Source organism: Bacillus sp. G1(2015b), from assembly GCF_001482475.1.
Lineage (GTDB): Bacteria > Bacillota > Bacilli > Bacillales > Bacillaceae > Bacillus > Bacillus safensis.
Genome location: NZ_LKIC01000029.1, coordinates 1 through 17,204 on the forward strand (window position 1 = coordinate 1; position 17,204 = coordinate 17,204).

Here is a 17,204-nt window from a genome sequence, read left to right on the forward strand (position 1 = left end):
CAAAGGTTTTCTATCACGCTGAAAAGAAGACAAAGGACTAAAATAAAAATCATTTTAGCCCTTTGTTAGAGATCAGCTAAGCTGATCTCTAAGGTCATCTTTTTGTATTGCTTTTCTTCGCTCTATTTTCGAGCTGAGATAGTGGCTGCTTATCTTTTGTTTGCGCATCACCTTGAGGGGTTGTCCCATTTGTGACACGACCTTTATTCTCTTTATCCAATCAGTATCACCTCATACATTAGCATAACCGAAAAAAAGCGATTCATCCTTTAGAAAGGTGAATCGCTTTTCTAGCGAGCTGATCAGCTACTTGATTTTCCTTGCTTGGAATCCACTTAATGAAAAATAAATCAAACTGCCGTTGAAGCTCGATCATCTCTTTTATAAAAGGCTGAAAGGCTGGATTTTTAGCAAATCCTGCATTGGCCGCACGGTCAACTACCTGTGAATCTGTTCGAAATGAAACGGAACGCAGTCCTTTTTCTACGCAGATTTTCATCCCTTCAATGAGAGCGGAAAATTCTGCTTCGTGATTGCTCATTGATCCGAGAGGAATCGAGAAAGATTCTGCCTTTCCATCATATTTAATGAAAATGCCGATGCCAGAAGGACCTGGATTACCTGCGCTAGCACCATCAATGTATATTTCAGCTGGCAATTTATTTCACCCTTTCATCAAGCGGAACCATTCTTTTCGCTGCATACGCATATGGTGTCCCAATCGCGGCCACGATAAATTTAATCACATAAGTCGTGATGAAGATTTCGATCCATACATGAAATGGATAGGTGCCAAGAAAGGCAATGGTTGTGAAGATCAGTGTATCAAGCAGCTGGCTGATCATCGTACTTCCAGCGTTGCGCACCCAAAGCGCACCATCGGAAGGAAATATCCGCCGAATAAACGAATATACATAAACATCTAACATTTGACTGATGATATAAGCAGCAAGACTGCCAAGTGCGACCCTTGGCATAAAGCCAAATATCGTTTCGAGCGATGTTTGAGAAATGTCAGATGGAGCGGGATGGAAAAGCAAAGCCTCCTGCATGACAACGGTTAGTGTTAAAAGGGTGGCAAAGCCAATCCAGACAGCTTTCCTCGCTTCATTTTGTCCATATTTTTCATTCAATACGTCCGTTGCAAAGAACACACTGCCATATAAAATGTTTCCAAGTGTTGCCGTTAAGCCAAACAATTCAACGGTTTTGACCACTTGTAAATTTGCAGCAACCGTCGCAAAGCCAATCCAGACGAAAAGGCCCATCTTGCCAAATCCTTTATAAAATAGAAGAACAATGATAAAATTAATGATCGCAAATAAGATCCAAATACCTTCATTAAACAAGTGACATGAACTTCCTTTCTCATTGTAAAATGTAACTTTTTGATTATAGCATAACGAACGTTTACCTTAAAAGCACGGGAAGGCGATGTGATCAATGAAATTAAGAGCGCACTATACAATGAAAGTGAAATCGATTGGGTCCATTGCTTTTTTCCAAGAAGATTGGATGGAGCTAAAAGAGGCCTTGCTTTTAGCAAAACATATCGATAAAAAAGAACCACAGTCACTCCTATCATTTGAAGATGAAAAAGGGGCGATGTGGTCTATTAAAGAACTTGAAAAGCTAAATGAAGAACTAAAGCTTGAACCTGATCAGCTTCAGGTCTATTTTGATGCAAGTTTTCACAAAGAAACAGGCGACTCTGGCCTTGGGGTTGTCGTCTACTATAAGCTCGGAGAAGATGCTTATCGTTTGAGAAAAAATCAGCCCTTCCAAGGAATCACCAATAATGAAGCGGAGTATGCAGCTTTATTTGAGGCAGTAAAAGCTTTGAAAGACCTTGGGGCAAGCAGAAATTCTGTCACGATTAGAGGCGATTCACTTGTTGTCATGAATCAATTAAAAGGAGAATGGCCTTGTTATGATGATATACATAACAAATGGCTCGACCGGATTGAAGCGGCTTTAAAGGAGCTGAGCCTTACGCCAACATATGAAGTCATCGATCGTAAACAAAATGCAGAAGCGGATCAGCTTGCAAGGCAGATACTTGCAGACGTCCCAATTGAAAGTAAATTGAAATTAGAAGCAGACGGAGCTGAATAATGTGGATAAAAAAACAGCAGTACAAGAATTGACGGATCTCCAAGACACGTATTGTTCAGATTGCTTGATTAAGAAGCACTTTCGAAAAGAATATGGCAAAAAATACGCCCACTCCTTTTGTATTCAGCAATGCACAGTAGGAGAGAAAATAAAAGAATACGGACAGACGCTGCTTAAAAAGTAAGCGGCTGCCCCGGTTTTCCTTACTCAAACATCCGCTCGTGAAAAAAAACGGATAGAATGTGTTAAAAAAGAACATATTCTGAAAAATGAGCCGATATAACTATAGAAAGTTTTGGTTGAGTTACTTTTTGACTAAGTGACGGATAATAGAGGAAAAGGGGAAGGCCGGCATGAATAATAAGGATTTCGAAACGGTATTACATCGAACATTTCAAGAGGTATACAGCGATCTAGAGCAGCTAGTAGATGTAGCAAAGAAGGGAAGACCTTTTCTCGAAAAAGATATTTCTGAAATTGAACAACGACTGAAGCAAAATATTTTAGCCATTGAAATTCAGCTGAAAATCAAATAAGAGAGGCATATGCCTCTCTTTATTTTGTCGTTTCATCATTGATTTAGTTGATTAAAGTTTTGTTACGTTTGCAGCTTGAGGTCCACGATTACCTTCAACGATTTCAAAAGAAACTTCTTGTCCTTCTTCTAAAGACTTGTAGCCGTCACCTTCGATAGCTGTGAAGTGAACGAATACATCGTCTCCGCCTTCAACTTCAATGAAGCCGAAACCTTTTTCATTATTGAACCATTTTACTTTACCGTTTTGCATATTGCTTTTTCCTCCTAGTACTGTAGCACACCTTTTGGGCATACTAAAAAAAATTTTCATCACCTAACGACTTTGCAGTTGTTAAATGATGGTTCCACTATACACCATCAAAAGTAACGCGTCAAGCAGGCGAGCCAAATTTTGAGCAGAATGTTTGATTTTTTTGTTTTTTTGGTGAATAACAATGAAAAATAAAACGTTCTTTTCGGAACCTAACGTGCAGCTTGTCCGTATATAAAAAAAATACAGAAAGAGGTGCAATCATGAATCGTTATACACTTGAAGAATTTGTTCAGAATACGCAGCAAGAAGATAAAGGAGAAGGGGTCTTCGAACTTGAAACACCAAGACTTTTAGAAATTAATTTGACAGACACCATTTGGGCAAAAACAGGTTCCATGGTTTCCTATCGAGGGAAAATCAAATTTGAACGTGAGGGTGTTTTTGAGCACGGCGTCTCAAAGATGTTCAAAAAAATGCTCTCGGGAGAAGGCACCTCACTAATGAAGGCGACAGGTGATGGGAAATTATATGTGGCAGATCAAGGCAAAAAAATCTCAATTCTCCGTTTGGCCCAAGGGGAATCTATTTTTGTGAATGGAAACGACCTGCTCGCATTTGAACCGTCTGTCCGCTGGGATATCAAATTGATGAAAAAGGTATCAGGCATGCTTGCAGGCGGATTATTTAATGTCAAATTAGAAGGGCCTGGCTTAGTTGCAATCACAAGTCATTATGAGCCGCTGACGCTCATTGTTCAGCCTGGTGACTCTGTTTATACAGATCCGAATGCGACTGTTGCGTGGTCAGGGGATCTAAAAACTGAATTTGTGACAGATGTTTCCTTTAAAACCTTTATTGGCAGGGGAAGCGGAGAGTCCATTCAAATGAAGTTTAGCGGAAGCGGCTTTGTTGTCGTTCAGCCGTTTGAAGAAGTATACACAACAAATGGAAATCAAGGGTAAAGAAAAAGGTGTCCGTCAATGACGGACACCTTTTTATGATAATGCGCGAGCATATGTTTTGTTATTCATGATGAGATCTGACTGCTCGACGATATCTTCCAAAATGGTTTGAGAAGATTGTTTTAAGTGCAGTTTTTTCATGTTTTGTTTCATTGTTTCTAATTTTTCTTCGTCCTGCAGCAAGTTGGTCACAGATTCTAAAATGTCTTCATGTCTGTTAATGACAATAGCAGCGCCATAATCCTCGAAGAAAAGAGCATTTTCTTTTTCTTGGCCAGGGACAGGCTTGTAAAGAATGACTGGGACACCGATTGCAGTTGCTTCTGTTAAAGTAATGCCGCCTGGTTTTGTAATCATACAATCTGTTACTCTGAACAATTCATCAATTTGTTCCACATATCCAAGCGCCTTCAATTGATCTGGGTGTGCCTGCTCAAGAACGCTAAGCGATTGTTTCAGTGCGGCGTTCTTTCCGCATACAACAACAATTTGTACTTCACTGTCGAGAAGCAGCGCCTCACATAATTCCTTCACATTTTTTAGTACACCGTGAGCACCGGCCATGATAAGAAGTACTTTTTTGTCGGATGATAATCCATATTTTTTATAGATCATCGATTTTGGCACGTCGGCTTCAAACTGTGGTCTAATAGGAATACCTGTCACTTTGACATCGCTTGGATGTGTGCCGATTTCCACTAATTTCTGTTTCACATAATCGGTTGCAACATAGTATCGGTCGATGTTTTCATGTACCCAAATCTTATGGAGACAAAAATCGGTCATGACATTAAAAGTCGGAATCACTTTACCTGTTTTGTTTCGATATTCTGGTACAACAATCATCGGGAATGTAATAATGATGATATCTGGATTGTGTAACTGAATTAATTCATCGAGACGCTTATTTCCCATCTTTAAATAAATGTTAAATTTGCGTTTATTGTAAATTTTATCAACACCGTAATAAAACAAGCGATAAAATTGTTTCCCAATGGAAAAGCTCTTCAAGTATAAATATTGAGTCACTTCTGACACAATGGGATTCGATTCTTGATACAAATTAGAAACTACAACATGTTCAAATCCTTGGGATTTGCATTCATCATACAGTGTTTTTGCTACCTGCATATGTCCATTTCCATAATTTGCGGTCAAGATTAATATTTTTTTATTGGTATTCAAGAATATTCACCTCAAATGTAATCAACAACAACAAAACTTCGTACGAAACTATTAATCTCATAGGTCTACATATACATAAAGATAACATATAAACAGTTAGAGCATATCATTCGTTACGAAAGAATTAAACTAATTTTAAAAAACAAACAGATTCAATTGATAATGGAAGACAGAGCCATTTGTATTTTAACACATTTTGACGATTTATCATCAGACCACAGTCTATTTTATTCCCAAACGTATGGTGTTTCTTGATAAACATAATAATTAAGCCAATTCATAAACAACAAGGTTGCATGGGCTTTCCAGCGATTTACTGGGATTAATGTGTCACCATCTTCTATAAAATAGTGGACAGGTTTTTGGACTGTATCATGTTTCAACAAATCTCTTTCATATTCCTGCATCAATGTATCTGTATCATACTCAGGATGTCCAGTTAAAAATACTTGTTTATCATCATCTGAAACAATTAAACAAACACCTGCTTCTTCAGACATACTCAAGACTTTCAAATTCGGCGTGTTTTTTAATTGTTCTGTATTAATATCTGTATGCCTAGAATGTGGGACATAGTATACTTCATCAAAACCTCTGACTAATCTTTCTTTTTTCTCTTTCACAATATGCTCAAATACACCAAATTTTTTCTCGGGAAGCTTGATCTTTTCAATCCCGTAATGGTGATATAAACCTGCCTGTGCACCCCAGCAAATATGAAGGGTAGACGTCACATTGGTTTTACTCCAGTCCAAAATGTCCTGCAGCTCTTTCCAATAAGAAACTTCTTCAAAAGGTAAGTGCTCAATTGGTGCGCCAGTGATGATCATTCCATCAAATTTTTTATGGCGAATCATTTCAAAGGTTGTATAAAATTCATCTAGATGCTCTCTCGACGTATTCTTCGGTGTATGTGTACTTGGAATCAAAAACGTAAAGTACACTTGTAAAGGAGAATTTCCGAGCATTCTCAGCAGCTGCGTTTCAGTTTGTATTTTTTTTGGCATTAAATTTAAGATCACGATATTCAAAGGACGGATATCTTGCTTGAATGCCCTTGTCTCATCCATGACGAAAATATTTTCGCTCTCTAGTATTTGTTTTGCCGGCAGATGAACTGGTATGTTAATAGGCAACTCGCCACCCCCTGAACCAAAGCTAATTTCACTTCATTATAGGAACTTTCTGGCGATATTTCAATGTTTCAATTATGTTACAATGAAAAATAGAGCAAAAAAGAATGCTGTTTCTGTAAAAAAAGGAGGCCGTTTTGTTATGATCACAAAGCATTTATCAGATATTGACATTGCCCAAAAGGCTAAGCTGAGACCAATTCAAGACATCGCAGCAAAGCTGCAACTACATGACGAAGAATTAGAATGCTATGGTTTCACAAAAGCGAAAATATCTTTGACTATTTCTGACCGTTTAAAGGAACAAAAAGAAGGACACGTGATTCTTGTCACTTCCATCAACCCAACGCCAGCAGGTGAGGGGAAATCCACGGTAACAGTCGGCCTTGGTCAAGCCTTTGAAAAAATTGGCAAGAAAGCGATCATTGCGATGCGTGAGCCATCATTAGGTCCTACAATGGGGATTAAAGGCGGGGCAGCGGGCGGAGGATATTCACAGGTGCTGCCAATGGAAGAAATCAATCTTCATTTCACAGGAGATTTTCATGCCATTACATCTGCACATAACGCCTTATCTGCTTTTATTGATAACCATATCCATCACGGAAATGAACTCGGCATCGACACGCGCCGCATTGTATGGAAGCGGGTGCTTGATTTAAACGATCGTGCATTAAGACAAGTTGTTGTCGGACTTGGCGGTCAGTTAAATGGGTATCCTAGAGAAGACGGATTTGACATTACAGTTGCTTCCGAAATGATGGCGATCCTCTGTTTAGCAGAAGACTTATCTGACTTAAAAAAACGTCTTTCTTCTATTGTTGTTGCCTATAATCAAGAAGGCGAGCCAGTCACAGTGGGAGCACTTGGATATGAAGGTGTCCTGACGTTACTTTTAAAAGACGCACTCAAGCCGAACCTGGTTCAAACGATTGAAGGAACCCCAGCACTTGTCCATGGCGGTCCTTTTGCCAATATTGCACATGGATGCAATAGTTTAATTGCAACCAAAATGGCAGCAAAATTAGCTGATTATGTCGTAACAGAAGCTGGATTTGGAGCAGATCTTGGAGCAGAAAAGTTCCTTCACATTAAAACAAGAGCTGGTGATTTCAAACCTGGTGCAGTTGTCATTGTGGCGACAGTGAGAGCATTAAAGATGCATGGCGGAATGAAGAAAACCGAACTCAAAGAAGAGAATGCACACGCCGTATTAGAAGGTATACATAATTTAGAAAAGCATATTGAAACCGTTCAAGCTTTTGGTCTTCCATATATTGTCGCGGTAAACCGTTTTATTACGGATACAAAAGAAGAAATTCAAGCGATAGAAGATTGGTGCGGCAAACATGGCCATCCAGTTAAAGCCGTGAATGTATGGGAAGAAGGAGGCGAAGGCGGGACAGCTCTTGCAGAGGAACTAGCGGAACTCATTGAAAAGAAAAAGAACAACTTTACCTATTTGTATGAAGAGAACGATTCCATCGAAGAAAAGTTATCTAAAGTGGCCAAAGTGGTTTACGGGGCAGATGGGGTCACGCTCACATCCAAAGCAAGAAAGCAGCTGGCTGCCATTGAGGAAAACGGCTGGGCTCATTTGCCGGTTTGTATGGCAAAAACACAATATTCTCTTTCGGATGATCCAGCTTTAATCGGCAGACCTAAAGGCTTTACCATTACGATTCGCGAGTTAAAGCCATCTGTAGGAGCAGGATTTATTGTGGCCTTAACCGGAAGCATTTTGACAATGCCTGGATTACCTAAAAAACCTGCGGCTCTCGAAATGGATTTATTAGAAGACGGCAGTGTGACAGGACTCTTTTAAACGGGAGCATAAAAAGCGATTTTCTAAAAGAAGCATGTTACGATAGGAAAAAGTGAATCCTAGGAGGCTATGAGATGTCAATTTATGATATTCAGGTCAAGACCATTAACGGTCAGGAAAAATCGATGGCAGATTACAAAGGAAAAGTGCTCATTATTGTAAACACAGCAAGCAAATGTGGACTGACTCCTCAATTTAAACAATTACAAGAGCTATATGATCAATATCATGAAAAGGGCCTTGAAATTTTAGGATTTCCGTGTAACCAATTTATGAACCAAGAGCCAGAAGGAGAAGAAGCCATTCAAGAATTCTGTTCTTTGAATTATGGAGTGACCTTCCCTATGTTTGCGAAAGTAGATGTTAATGGCGAAGAGGCGCACCCGCTGTTCAAGCATTTAACAAGTGAAGCGAAAGGTGTGCTTGGGACAAAAACAGTGAAATGGAATTTCACCAAATTTATCGTGGACCAAAACGGAGAAGTCACTGAACGCTTCTCTCCAAAAACGCCACCAAAAGAATTAGAAAGCTCAATCATCGCTCTGTTGGACAAATAAGATGCTGACAGTCATGCAGCGAAAACAATTGGAGGCAGCTGCCTCCTTTGTTTCAGACAGGCTGAAGGATGAACCAACTGGACACGATGCGGCTCATGTTGCTCGTGTGCGCCAGCTTGCCGTCCGTATTGCACATCAGGAAGGCGGCTCTTTCTTTATCATCGAAATGGCGGCAATTGTACATGATGTCATTGATGAAAAGCTGTCAAGTGAATGGAAAGTCACTAAGGAGCAGCTTGAGCACCAGCTCCTTTTGTGGGAATTGGATACGAGGGATATCCGCTACATCATGGACATCATTACAACGATGTCTTTTCGTCACCGGCATAAGCAGTTTAGGCCGATGACGTTAGAAGGGACTATTGTTCAAGATGCGGATAGGCTGGATGCGATAGGAGCAAGCGGTATCGCTAGAGTTTTTACGTATGCTGGCGCAACAGGTGAGCCCCATTATACAAAGGACACGCAGCAGGGCTCTGTGCTAAAGCATATGGAAGAAAAACTGCTCAAATTAAAAGACTTGATGAACACTCGTGCAGGGAAGCAGCTTGCTGATGAGCGGCATGAATTGATGATTTTATTTATCAAGAAATGGAAAGAAGAATGCGGCCTTACAGATGAGTAGGGTCTTTATGTGTGTAAGGAGGATATATCAATGAAAATAACAGCCATAGAACCGACGCCAAGTCCGAATACCATGAAGGTTATTTTGACAGAAGCACTTGCCGGCGGTAAAAGCAACAACTACAAAAAGGATCAAAAAGACGAAGCCCCAGAAATGATCAAGCGTATTTTAAGCATTGAAGGTGTAAAAGGGGTTTATCATGTCGCAGATTTCTTAGCGGTCGAGCGAAATGCAAAGTTTGACTGGCAGGGTATTTTACAGCAGGTCAGAGAAGCCTTTGGACAAGAAACAGAAGGCCTTCAAGAAGGTTCGCAGTCAGGCGATGACACATTTGGTGAAGTGAAAGTATTTGTCCAAATGTTTAATGGGATTCCGATGCAGGTCAAACTGTCAGACGGTGAAAGAGAAGAGCGGTTTGGCATGCCTGACCGTTTTCAAGCAGCCATTTTAAAGCTTAGAAGCAGCTCAGACAATGTCGTGTTTGAACGTGTGTGGAAAGAACATGGCGTTCGTTTTGGGGAATTTGCTGATATCGGTCAGGAAGTCACAGAGGAGCTGCAAGCAGCCTACGATGATGAGCGTTTAGCCCGATTAACAGAGGCAGTTAAAGAAGGGCAGGAAGCTGTAGATAGACAGGTGAACCGAAAAGCATATGATGTAACAGAAGACATGCTGCAAGAGGAAGATTGGAAAAAACGTTTTGCCCATTTAGAGCAAATGCAGCCAGAGCAAAAGGATATACCTGTTTTAATGAAAGCAATGGAGGATCCAAAAACGTCTATTCGCAGACAAGCCGTTGTGAATGCTGGCATGATTGAAGATCCTGCCATTCTGCCTATTTTATATAAGGGGCTCGAGGACAAAACAGTGACGGTCCGCAGAACGGCTGGCGACTGTATTTCTGACCTTGGTGACCCTAGCGCTACCGAAGCCATGATCGCAGCATTAAAGGACCCGAGTAAGCTCGTCCGCTGGCGTGCAGCGATGTTCCTTTATGAAGAAGGGGACGAAACGGCACTTGAAGCATTAAAAGAAGCAGAGCAAGACCCTGAGTTTGAAGTCAGTCTTCAAGTCAAAATGGCGATTGAACGCATTGAGCATGGAGAAGAAGCGAAAGGCTCTGTGTGGAAGCAAATGACAGAAAGTAGAAAGAATGCATCAGAATGATGAGAAAAATGAACAAGCTGCCAATGAAAAGCAGCTTGTTTTTCTAAAAAAGATAGACAGAAAAATTTTTTTAGAAAAATTATTTTGAATATTGTTGAAATATGCGAAAAAACTCTATATAGTAGTACCAATATAGAATATTGGAGGTCAGATTTTATGACACAAACCTTGCTGAGCGCTTGCTTCAGCAGCCATGTTAGTCATCAGTCATTCATAGGTGGCTAAATAAACAGAAAATTTGTAAAATAAAATCAACTCAAAATCATGCAGTCAACAAGACTTGTAGTATAGGAGGCTTTTTAAACAGATGGCAGAACTACGCAGTAATATGATTAAACAAGGAATCGACAGAGCACCTCACCGAAGCTTACTAAGAGCAGCGGGGGTAAAGGATGAGGATTTCGGCAAGCCATTTATTGCCGTATGTAATTCCTATATTGATATTGTCCCAGGACATGTCCATCTTCAGGAATTCGGGAAGATTGTGAAAGAAGCCATTCGTGAAGCTGGCGGCGTTCCATTTGAATTCAATACGATTGGCGTCGATGATGGAATTGCCATGGGTCATATCGGGATGAGATATTCATTGCCAAGCCGTGAAATCATTGCTGACTCTGTAGAAACCGTTGTATCTGCTCATTGGTTTGATGGAATGGTTTGTATTCCTAACTGCGATAAAATCACACCAGGAATGATGATGGCAGCGATGCGCGTGAATATCCCGACTGTTTTTGTGAGCGGCGGACCGATGGAAGCGGGTAGAACAAGTGATGGCAGAAAAATCTCTCTTTCTTCTGTTTTTGAAGGTGTTGGTGCATACCAGTCAGGTAAAATCAATGAAGAGGAATTAAATGAATTAGAACAGTTTGGCTGTCCAACCTGCGGATCTTGTTCAGGTATGTTTACAGCTAACTCAATGAACTGTTTGGCAGAAGCACTCGGGATTGCTCTTCCTGGAAATGGAACAATTTTGGCGACATCACCAGAGCGAAGAGAATTTGCGAAGAAGTCTGCAAAACAACTCATGGAGCTCATCAAAAAAGATATTAAACCACGGGATATTGTCACTGAAAAAGCAATTGATAATGCATTTGCATTAGATATGGCACTTGGTGGTTCAACCAATACCGTTCTTCACACATTGGCGATTGCGAATGAAGCAGGTGTTGAATATTCACTTGAACGCATCAATGAAGTAGCCGAACGTGTGCCTCATTTATCGAAACTTGCTCCAGCTTCAGATGTTTATATTGAGGATTTACATGAAGCAGGCGGCGTTACAGCCGCACTAAATGAATTGTCTAAAAAAGAAGGCGCTCTTCATTTAGATACAATGACCGTCACTGCGAAAACGCTTGGCGAGAACATTGCGGGACATGAGGTAAAAGATTATAACGTCATTTATCCAATTGATAAGCCATTTACTGAAAAAGGCGGCTTAGCCGTTTTATTTGGAAACCTTGCGCCAGATGGAGCCATCATTAAAACGGGCGGGGTACAAGACGGGATCACACGCCATGAGGGACCTGCGATCGTATTTGAATCCCAAGAAGAAGCCCTTGAAGGCATCATTAATAGAAAAGTAGAAGCAGGACATGTTGTCATCATTCGCTACGAAGGACCTAAAGGCGGACCTGGCATGCCTGAAATGCTTGCACCTACTTCACAAATCGTCGGTATGGGACTTGGACCAAAGGTTGCTTTAATTACAGACGGACGTTTTTCCGGCGCTTCTCGCGGATTGTCTATTGGACACGTCTCACCAGAGGCAGCTGAGGGCGGCCCGCTTGCCTTTGTTGAAAATGGTGACCATGTCGTTGTCGATATCGAGCAGCGCATTTTAAGCGTAGATGTCCCAGAGGAAGAATGGGAAAGAAGAAAAGCAAACTGGAAAGGCTTTGAGCCAAAAGTAAAAACGGGTTATCTTGCTAGATATTCAAAACTTGTGACATCAGCCAATACAGGCGGAATCATGAAAATTTAATCTGATATCGAACATTTGAAAATTGGCTCTCTCTATAGTATCCTTTATTCACAACATAAGGATTATAGAGGGGGCTTTTTTATGTCAATGGCATATGAAGAATACATGCGGCAGCTCGTTGTACCGATGCGTCAAGAGCTGACAAGTGCAGGATTTCAAGAACTAACAACGGAAGAAGAAGTAGAACAAACGATGCAAGAAAGAGAAGGAACGACATTTGTGGTTGTCAATTCTGTATGCGGGTGCGCTGCCGGATTAGCACGTCCAGCTGCTACACAAGCTGTGATGAAGGCAGAAAAAACACCAGATCGAATTGTTACAGTTTTTGCTGGCCAGGACAGGGAAGCAACGGCAAAAATGAGAGAATACTTCACAGGCGAAGAGCCATCGTCTCCATCTATGGCACTTTTAAAAGGAAATGAACTTGTTCATTTTATTCCGCGTGACGAAATTGAAGGTCATGAAATGGAAGACATCATGAAAAACGTCTTATCTGCATTCGAAAAACATTGCTAATACACATGTTGAAATGTCCTGTGATCACATCAGGGCATTTTTTCTTGATCATGATGGAGGAACCGCATGCTTATCACAACAAGCTTTAGAGCAAATGAACAAACGATTGAAACAGCAAAGGCCCTTGCAGAGGATTTACATGGCGAGTATGTAGAGAGGCGCAAACAATCTGTCAAGCAGCTTGCGATAAAACGAGGAGACGTCCTTGTAGTGGGGAAAGAAAGATTCGAATGGTATCAGCCAAATGGTGAAAAGTTTTTCTTTCATCCAAGCTCAGCAATGTTCAGGGTGAAGCGGCTCATGCGCGGAGAAAAGGATCCTTTAATCGAAGCCACGCAGCTTCAGCCTGGCGATTCCTTTTTAGATTGTACGCTTGGCTTAGGATCAGATGCCATTACAGCCAGCATGCGAGTAGGTACGAATGGAAGGGTCGTTGGTATCGAAAAGAATCCCATGACAGCATTGCTAGTGCGAGAAGGACTAAACACATGGGAGACAGGGATAAGAGAGGCAGATGAAGCGATGAAGCGGATATCTGTTGTAAGTGGAGACAGTATCGAGCAGCTAAAGAAGCTCTCTGATGGTTCATTTGATGTCGTCTATTTTGATCCGATGTTTGAGGAGACAATTCAAGAATCTGCAAGTATCGCTCCGCTACGTCATGCAGCAGAGCACCACTTTGACCACGAAATAGCCGTCCAAGAAGCACTGAGAGTGGCGAGAAAAAGGGTAGTTTTAAAAGATCATTGGAAAAGCACCCGATTTCTAGCAGATTCCTATCAATTTCACGTTTTAAAACGAAAAACAGCTCAATTTCATTATGGATATATTGAGAAAGAAAAAAGCCCTCACTAATAGACAATTCTTGAATTTCTTGTCAATCATCTAAAAAAGCCCTTATTTAGGGCTTTTAATCTGTAATCTCCATATAGACAAAATAAAATAACGTCAGCAAGGAAGCCGTAATGAAAAACCCTTCAAGCATACCCATTCCTCCCAAATTTTAGTCGCCTTTGCTTCCATTGTAAACGTTTTATTATGAAAAAGAAAGTCTCAAATCGATGGCCAAATTGAATGACTGAAAATTCATTATATGCTAGAATAGCAGTATGATAACTTATGGAAGGAATTAGATATCATGAAGATGTGGATGAGAAAAACGCTTGTTGTGCTCTTTACGATTGCAACTTTTGGTTTAGTCTCTCCTCCGTCGGCTTTGATGACAGACAAGCCTTCTGAACTTTCTTCATCTGATAAAACGCCTTATACAGCTGTTTATGATACATCAGATGAAATGCGAAGCTGGGAACTAACGCAAGAGGTAAGCAAAGAGCAGACAGATCCCTTTGAGCAATATAAGCAAGAGGTGCTGTCAAATGCAGAAAATCAATCCTTTCTCAAATTTGGCCGTAAAATCACACCTGTCATTGAGGACGAGTACAGAGAAGAGATTCAGCCGAAGATTGAACAAGTGTTAACCGACTATTTAACAAATTTCAAAGATGACGAAAAATTTCAAGATGTTGTTTTAACTGATCAGCCTTCAAGCGGAAATGGCGAAAAAATCTTCCACATTTACAACCGCAAGACAGGAGAAGATTTGCTCCGTTTCCATGTCAGAAGAGATCAGCCGCCTCACAGCGGATATTGGTTTAACTTTCATTACCATACAGCAGAAGATGGATTCCAGACGCATCATGAACTCGGTAATATTTACTGGGATAAAAACACCCCGCCGAGCTGGATGAGCCACTAGAAGGAGATGTCATGCCAATTGAAAAAATATACAATGAACGAAATGGTGCAGATTACAAAACAAATGTTAAACGACCGCGGAGTGAAAATTGAAGATATCGCACACATTGTGCTGAAGCTCCAAGAAAAATATCATCCAAACCTTCCACTTAGTGTCTGTATTGAAAATGTTGAAAAAGTGCTGAATAAAAGAGAAATTGTCCATGCAGTTTTAACAGGACTTGCCCTTGATCAGCTGGCAGAACAAAAGCTTTTGCCAGAACCTTTACAGCACTTAGTTGAAACAGATGAGCCGCTATATGGAATTGATGAGATTATTCCGCTTTCCATTGTCAATGTATATGGATCAATCGGTTTGACCAACTTCGGTTATTTAGATAAAGAGAAATTTGGTATTATTCGTGAATTAGATGAGGGCCGTCCAGGTGAAGTGCATACTTTCCTTGATGACCTAGTCGCTGCACTTGCCGCAGCAGCTGCAAGCCGCATTGCTCACTCACACCAAGATATTAAAGATGAAGAGCAGGAACGAGTGAATCAAGTATAAAAAGAAAAACATGTCTGCTCATCATGCAGGCATGTTTTTTTGGTTCCAACAAAAGCAGAAATAAGGTAAACTACAACAAGAACATAAATAAAGGATGAAAAAAATGAAACAATACAAAGAGTTATGCCGTCATGTATTACAGCACGGGGATGAAAAAGGTGACAGAACGGGTACAGGTACAATCAGCACGTTCGGTTACCAGATGAGATTTGATTTACAGGAAGGATTTCCTCTTTTAACGACAAAGAAATTACACCTGAAATCAATCATTCATGAGTTGCTTTGGTTTTTAAAAGGTGATACAAATGTCAAATATCTTCAAGAAAATGGTGTCCGGATTTGGAACGAATGGGCAGATGAAAATGGAGAGCTTGGCCGTGTGTACGGAGCGCAGTGGAGATCATGGGCGAGTGGAGACGGCGAGACCGTGGATCAGATCACAAAGCTGATCCATGATATTGAGCACAACCCGAATTCAAGACGACTGATCGTCAGTGCTTGGAATCCGGGGGAAATTGATCAAATGGCGCTGCCTCCTTGTCATTGTCTGTTTCAATTTTACGTATCAAACGGGAAGCTTTCCTGCCAGCTATATCAAAGATCGGCAGATATCTTTTTAGGTGTGCCGTTTAATATCGCTTCATATGCTCTCCTAACGATGATGATTGCTAAAGTCACAAATCTTGAGCCAGGCGAGTTTATTCATACACTTGGAGATGCTCATATTTACCAAAATCATCTTCCACAGGTGAAAATGCAGCTAGAGCGTGAGGAACGCACGCTTCCTAAGCTTCGCATCACAAGAGATGTAAAGAGCATTTTTGATTTTACGTTTGATGATTTTGTGCTTGAGAACTATGATCCGCATCCGCATATTAAAGGAGAAGTCAGTGTATGATTTCCATGATTGTGGCGACAGGAGAAGACAGAGTCATTGGTCAAGATAATCAAATGCCTTGGCATTTACCAGCAGATTTAGCGTATTTTAAAAAAGTCACAGGCGGACATACGATTGTCATGGGCAGAAAAACCTTTGAATCCATTGGACGAGCGCTGCCTAACCGCCGAAACATTGTGCTGACCACAAGTTCTTCTTTTAAAGCAGAAGGATGCGAGGTTGTTCATTCAATTGCTGACGTTTTGGCAATTGGGGAAAACGAGACAGAGCTATTTATCATTGGCGGGTCTAAGTTGTATGAAGAGATGATGCCATATGCGGATCGTCTCTATATCACGCACATTCACGATGCGTTTGAAGGAGACCGTTATTTCCCGCATTACAATGAAGACGAATGGACGATTGTATCACGCGAAAAAGGCCATCGTGACGAAAAGAACCCCTACAATTATGAATTTGTCATCTATGACAAAAAAGGATAAGTGAGTAGGAGGAGTACGGTTGTTTCGTTATTGGTTTTTAACGATTTATGTTGTAGTATCCTTTTTAAAAAGTATGAGGCATTTGTACGATCATGAATTAACGGATCCACGCATTTCCTATACGAAACGAATGCATCTCATTCATGAGCATGCAAAAAGGTTTGCCCGGGGATGTATTGATCAATCAGGATCAGTCATGACCATTCATCAGCAAAAGAAGCTGCCAGACAGCCCGGTTATTTATGTCACAAAAGAGCTGAATCCAGTCACGACGACATTATTGATCGGCCACCTTGAGCAGCCAGTTGCTTTTATGGCAAAGCCGAAGCTCTTTCGGTATCCGATTTTAAAACAATGGTTGAAAAAAATGGCGGTCATTCACCAGAATCAAACGGATGAGGTTTTATTAGAAGAAGCAAAGGAAAGAATCATGTCTGGGCAGAGTCTACTGCTTTCAGAAGAGTATCGTCATATTGCAGAGGCGCTTGCTGAAGAATTCGATTGTCCGCTTGTACCGATTGAAACGAGCGGAACGGATCGTCTTTTAACGGGGAAGTTCGTGAAGAGAATGCGTCCTGTTAATGTCGATATTCATATTAAAGCTCCTGTCATGATCAGTGATTACGCACAAAAGCGTGCATAGAAAAACCAGCATCCGAATA

Annotated in this window: 22 protein-coding genes; 16 read left to right on the plus strand and 6 right to left on the minus strand. The window is 40.9% G+C overall.

All coding sequences use genetic code 11. The features are described from left to right. Positions 1–94 precede the first annotated feature (94 nt). The 3 genes from AMR95_RS16440 to AMR95_RS16450 are packed head-to-tail and all read right to left on the minus strand — an operon-like array spanning position 95 to position 1,349. Entirely contained in the window at positions 95–220 is a 126-nt protein-coding gene (locus tag AMR95_RS16440; protein WP_003215584.1) for a hypothetical protein, read from the minus strand. A gap of 42 nt (positions 221–262) precedes the next feature. After that, entirely contained in the window at positions 263–658 is a 396-nt protein-coding gene (locus AMR95_RS16445) for a reverse transcriptase-like protein (RefSeq protein WP_039179411.1), read from the minus strand. A gap of 1 nt (position 659) precedes the next feature. Beyond that, positions 660–1,349 (minus strand): queuosine precursor transporter, encoded by a 690-nt coding sequence (locus tag AMR95_RS16450; protein WP_041085802.1) that lies wholly within the window; start codon positions 1,347–1,349, stop codon positions 660–662. 94 nt (positions 1,350–1,443) lie between these two features. Here AMR95_RS16450 and AMR95_RS16455 point away from each other — a divergent pair, with 94 nt between their 5' ends. The 3 genes from AMR95_RS16455 (at position 1,444) to AMR95_RS16465 (ending at position 2,651) form a co-directional block, all read left to right on the plus strand. Beyond that, on the plus strand, positions 1,444–2,115 hold the full coding sequence (locus AMR95_RS16455) for a ribonuclease H family protein (protein WP_058838888.1): 672 nt from the start codon (positions 1,444–1,446) through the stop codon (positions 2,113–2,115). A 1-nt stretch (position 2,116) separates the two neighbouring features. Beyond that, positions 2,117–2,299: a zinc-finger domain-containing protein gene (locus AMR95_RS16460; RefSeq protein ID WP_024422748.1), complete on the plus strand. Its 183-nt coding sequence runs from the start codon at positions 2,117–2,119 to the stop codon at positions 2,297–2,299. 169 nt (positions 2,300–2,468) lie between these two features. Continuing rightward, on the plus strand, positions 2,469–2,651 hold the full coding sequence (locus AMR95_RS16465) for a hypothetical protein (protein ID WP_039179402.1): 183 nt from the start codon (positions 2,469–2,471) through the stop codon (positions 2,649–2,651). A 51-nt stretch (positions 2,652–2,702) separates the two neighbouring features. On the opposite strand, the gene cspD is transcribed toward AMR95_RS16465, so the two are convergent. After that, the gene (cspD, locus tag AMR95_RS16470) at positions 2,703–2,903 is read right to left on the minus strand and encodes a cold-shock protein CspD (protein ID WP_024422747.1); all 201 of its coding nucleotides are present in this window, start codon (positions 2,901–2,903) and stop codon (positions 2,703–2,705) included. A gap of 263 nt (positions 2,904–3,166) precedes the next feature. Between cspD and AMR95_RS16475 the strand changes: the two genes are divergently transcribed. Beyond that, complete coding sequence (locus tag AMR95_RS16475; RefSeq protein WP_058014857.1) at positions 3,167–3,868, plus strand: AIM24 family protein; 702 nt, start codon at positions 3,167–3,169, stop codon at positions 3,866–3,868. A gap of 33 nt (positions 3,869–3,901) precedes the next feature. On the opposite strand, the gene AMR95_RS16480 is transcribed toward AMR95_RS16475, so the two are convergent. Further along, on the minus strand, positions 3,902–5,053 hold the full coding sequence (locus AMR95_RS16480) for a diglucosyl diacylglycerol synthase (protein ID WP_024422744.1): 1,152 nt from the start codon (positions 5,051–5,053) through the stop codon (positions 3,902–3,904). A 227-nt stretch (positions 5,054–5,280) separates the two neighbouring features. Further along, positions 5,281–6,189, minus strand: coding sequence for a homoserine O-acetyltransferase MetA (gene metA / locus AMR95_RS16485; protein WP_058838889.1), 909 nt, complete (start codon positions 6,187–6,189; stop codon positions 5,281–5,283). Positions 6,190–6,328: 139 nt separating this feature from the next. Between metA and AMR95_RS16490 the strand changes: the two genes are divergently transcribed. The 12 genes from AMR95_RS16490 (at position 6,329) to AMR95_RS16545 (ending at position 17,185) form a co-directional block, all read left to right on the plus strand. After that, positions 6,329–8,011 (plus strand): formate--tetrahydrofolate ligase, encoded by a 1,683-nt coding sequence (locus AMR95_RS16490; protein ID WP_058838890.1) that lies wholly within the window; start codon positions 6,329–6,331, stop codon positions 8,009–8,011. A 74-nt stretch (positions 8,012–8,085) separates the two neighbouring features. Then, entirely contained in the window at positions 8,086–8,568 is a 483-nt protein-coding gene (locus AMR95_RS16495) for a glutathione peroxidase (protein ID WP_041085791.1), read from the plus strand. Between the two features lies 1 nt (position 8,569). Then, on the plus strand, positions 8,570–9,193 hold the full coding sequence (locus AMR95_RS16500) for an HD domain-containing protein (protein WP_058838891.1): 624 nt from the start codon (positions 8,570–8,572) through the stop codon (positions 9,191–9,193). A 30-nt stretch (positions 9,194–9,223) separates the two neighbouring features. After that, positions 9,224–10,360, plus strand: coding sequence for a conserved virulence factor C family protein (locus AMR95_RS16505; RefSeq protein ID WP_058838892.1), 1,137 nt, complete (start codon positions 9,224–9,226; stop codon positions 10,358–10,360). A gap of 307 nt (positions 10,361–10,667) precedes the next feature. Next, entirely contained in the window at positions 10,668–12,344 is a 1,677-nt protein-coding gene (gene ilvD / locus AMR95_RS16510) for a dihydroxy-acid dehydratase (protein ID WP_024422739.1), read from the plus strand. An 81-nt stretch (positions 12,345–12,425) separates the two neighbouring features. Then, positions 12,426–12,860 (plus strand): BrxA/BrxB family bacilliredoxin, encoded by a 435-nt coding sequence (locus AMR95_RS16515; protein WP_058838893.1) that lies wholly within the window; start codon positions 12,426–12,428, stop codon positions 12,858–12,860. A gap of 66 nt (positions 12,861–12,926) precedes the next feature. Beyond that, entirely contained in the window at positions 12,927–13,715 is a 789-nt protein-coding gene (locus AMR95_RS16520) for a class I SAM-dependent methyltransferase (RefSeq protein WP_058838894.1), read from the plus strand. Positions 13,716–13,998: 283 nt separating this feature from the next. Continuing rightward, complete coding sequence (locus AMR95_RS16525) at positions 13,999–14,616, plus strand: YpjP family protein (RefSeq protein WP_058838895.1); 618 nt, start codon at positions 13,999–14,001, stop codon at positions 14,614–14,616. Between the two features lie 18 nt (positions 14,617–14,634). Beyond that, entirely contained in the window at positions 14,635–15,162 is a 528-nt protein-coding gene (locus AMR95_RS16530) for a phosphatidylglycerophosphatase A family protein (RefSeq protein ID WP_047203262.1), read from the plus strand. 103 nt (positions 15,163–15,265) lie between these two features. Next, entirely contained in the window at positions 15,266–16,060 is a 795-nt protein-coding gene (locus AMR95_RS16535) for a thymidylate synthase (protein ID WP_041085780.1), read from the plus strand. Continuing rightward, positions 16,057–16,542 (plus strand): type 3 dihydrofolate reductase, encoded by a 486-nt coding sequence (gene folA, locus AMR95_RS16540; RefSeq protein WP_058838896.1) that lies wholly within the window; start codon positions 16,057–16,059, stop codon positions 16,540–16,542. Before AMR95_RS16535 ends, folA begins: the two co-directional genes overlap by 4 nt. 19 nt (positions 16,543–16,561) lie before the next feature. Beyond that, on the plus strand, positions 16,562–17,185 hold the full coding sequence (locus AMR95_RS16545) for a lysophospholipid acyltransferase family protein (RefSeq protein ID WP_058838897.1): 624 nt from the start codon (positions 16,562–16,564) through the stop codon (positions 17,183–17,185). The last annotated feature ends 19 nt before the right edge of the window (positions 17,186–17,204 follow it).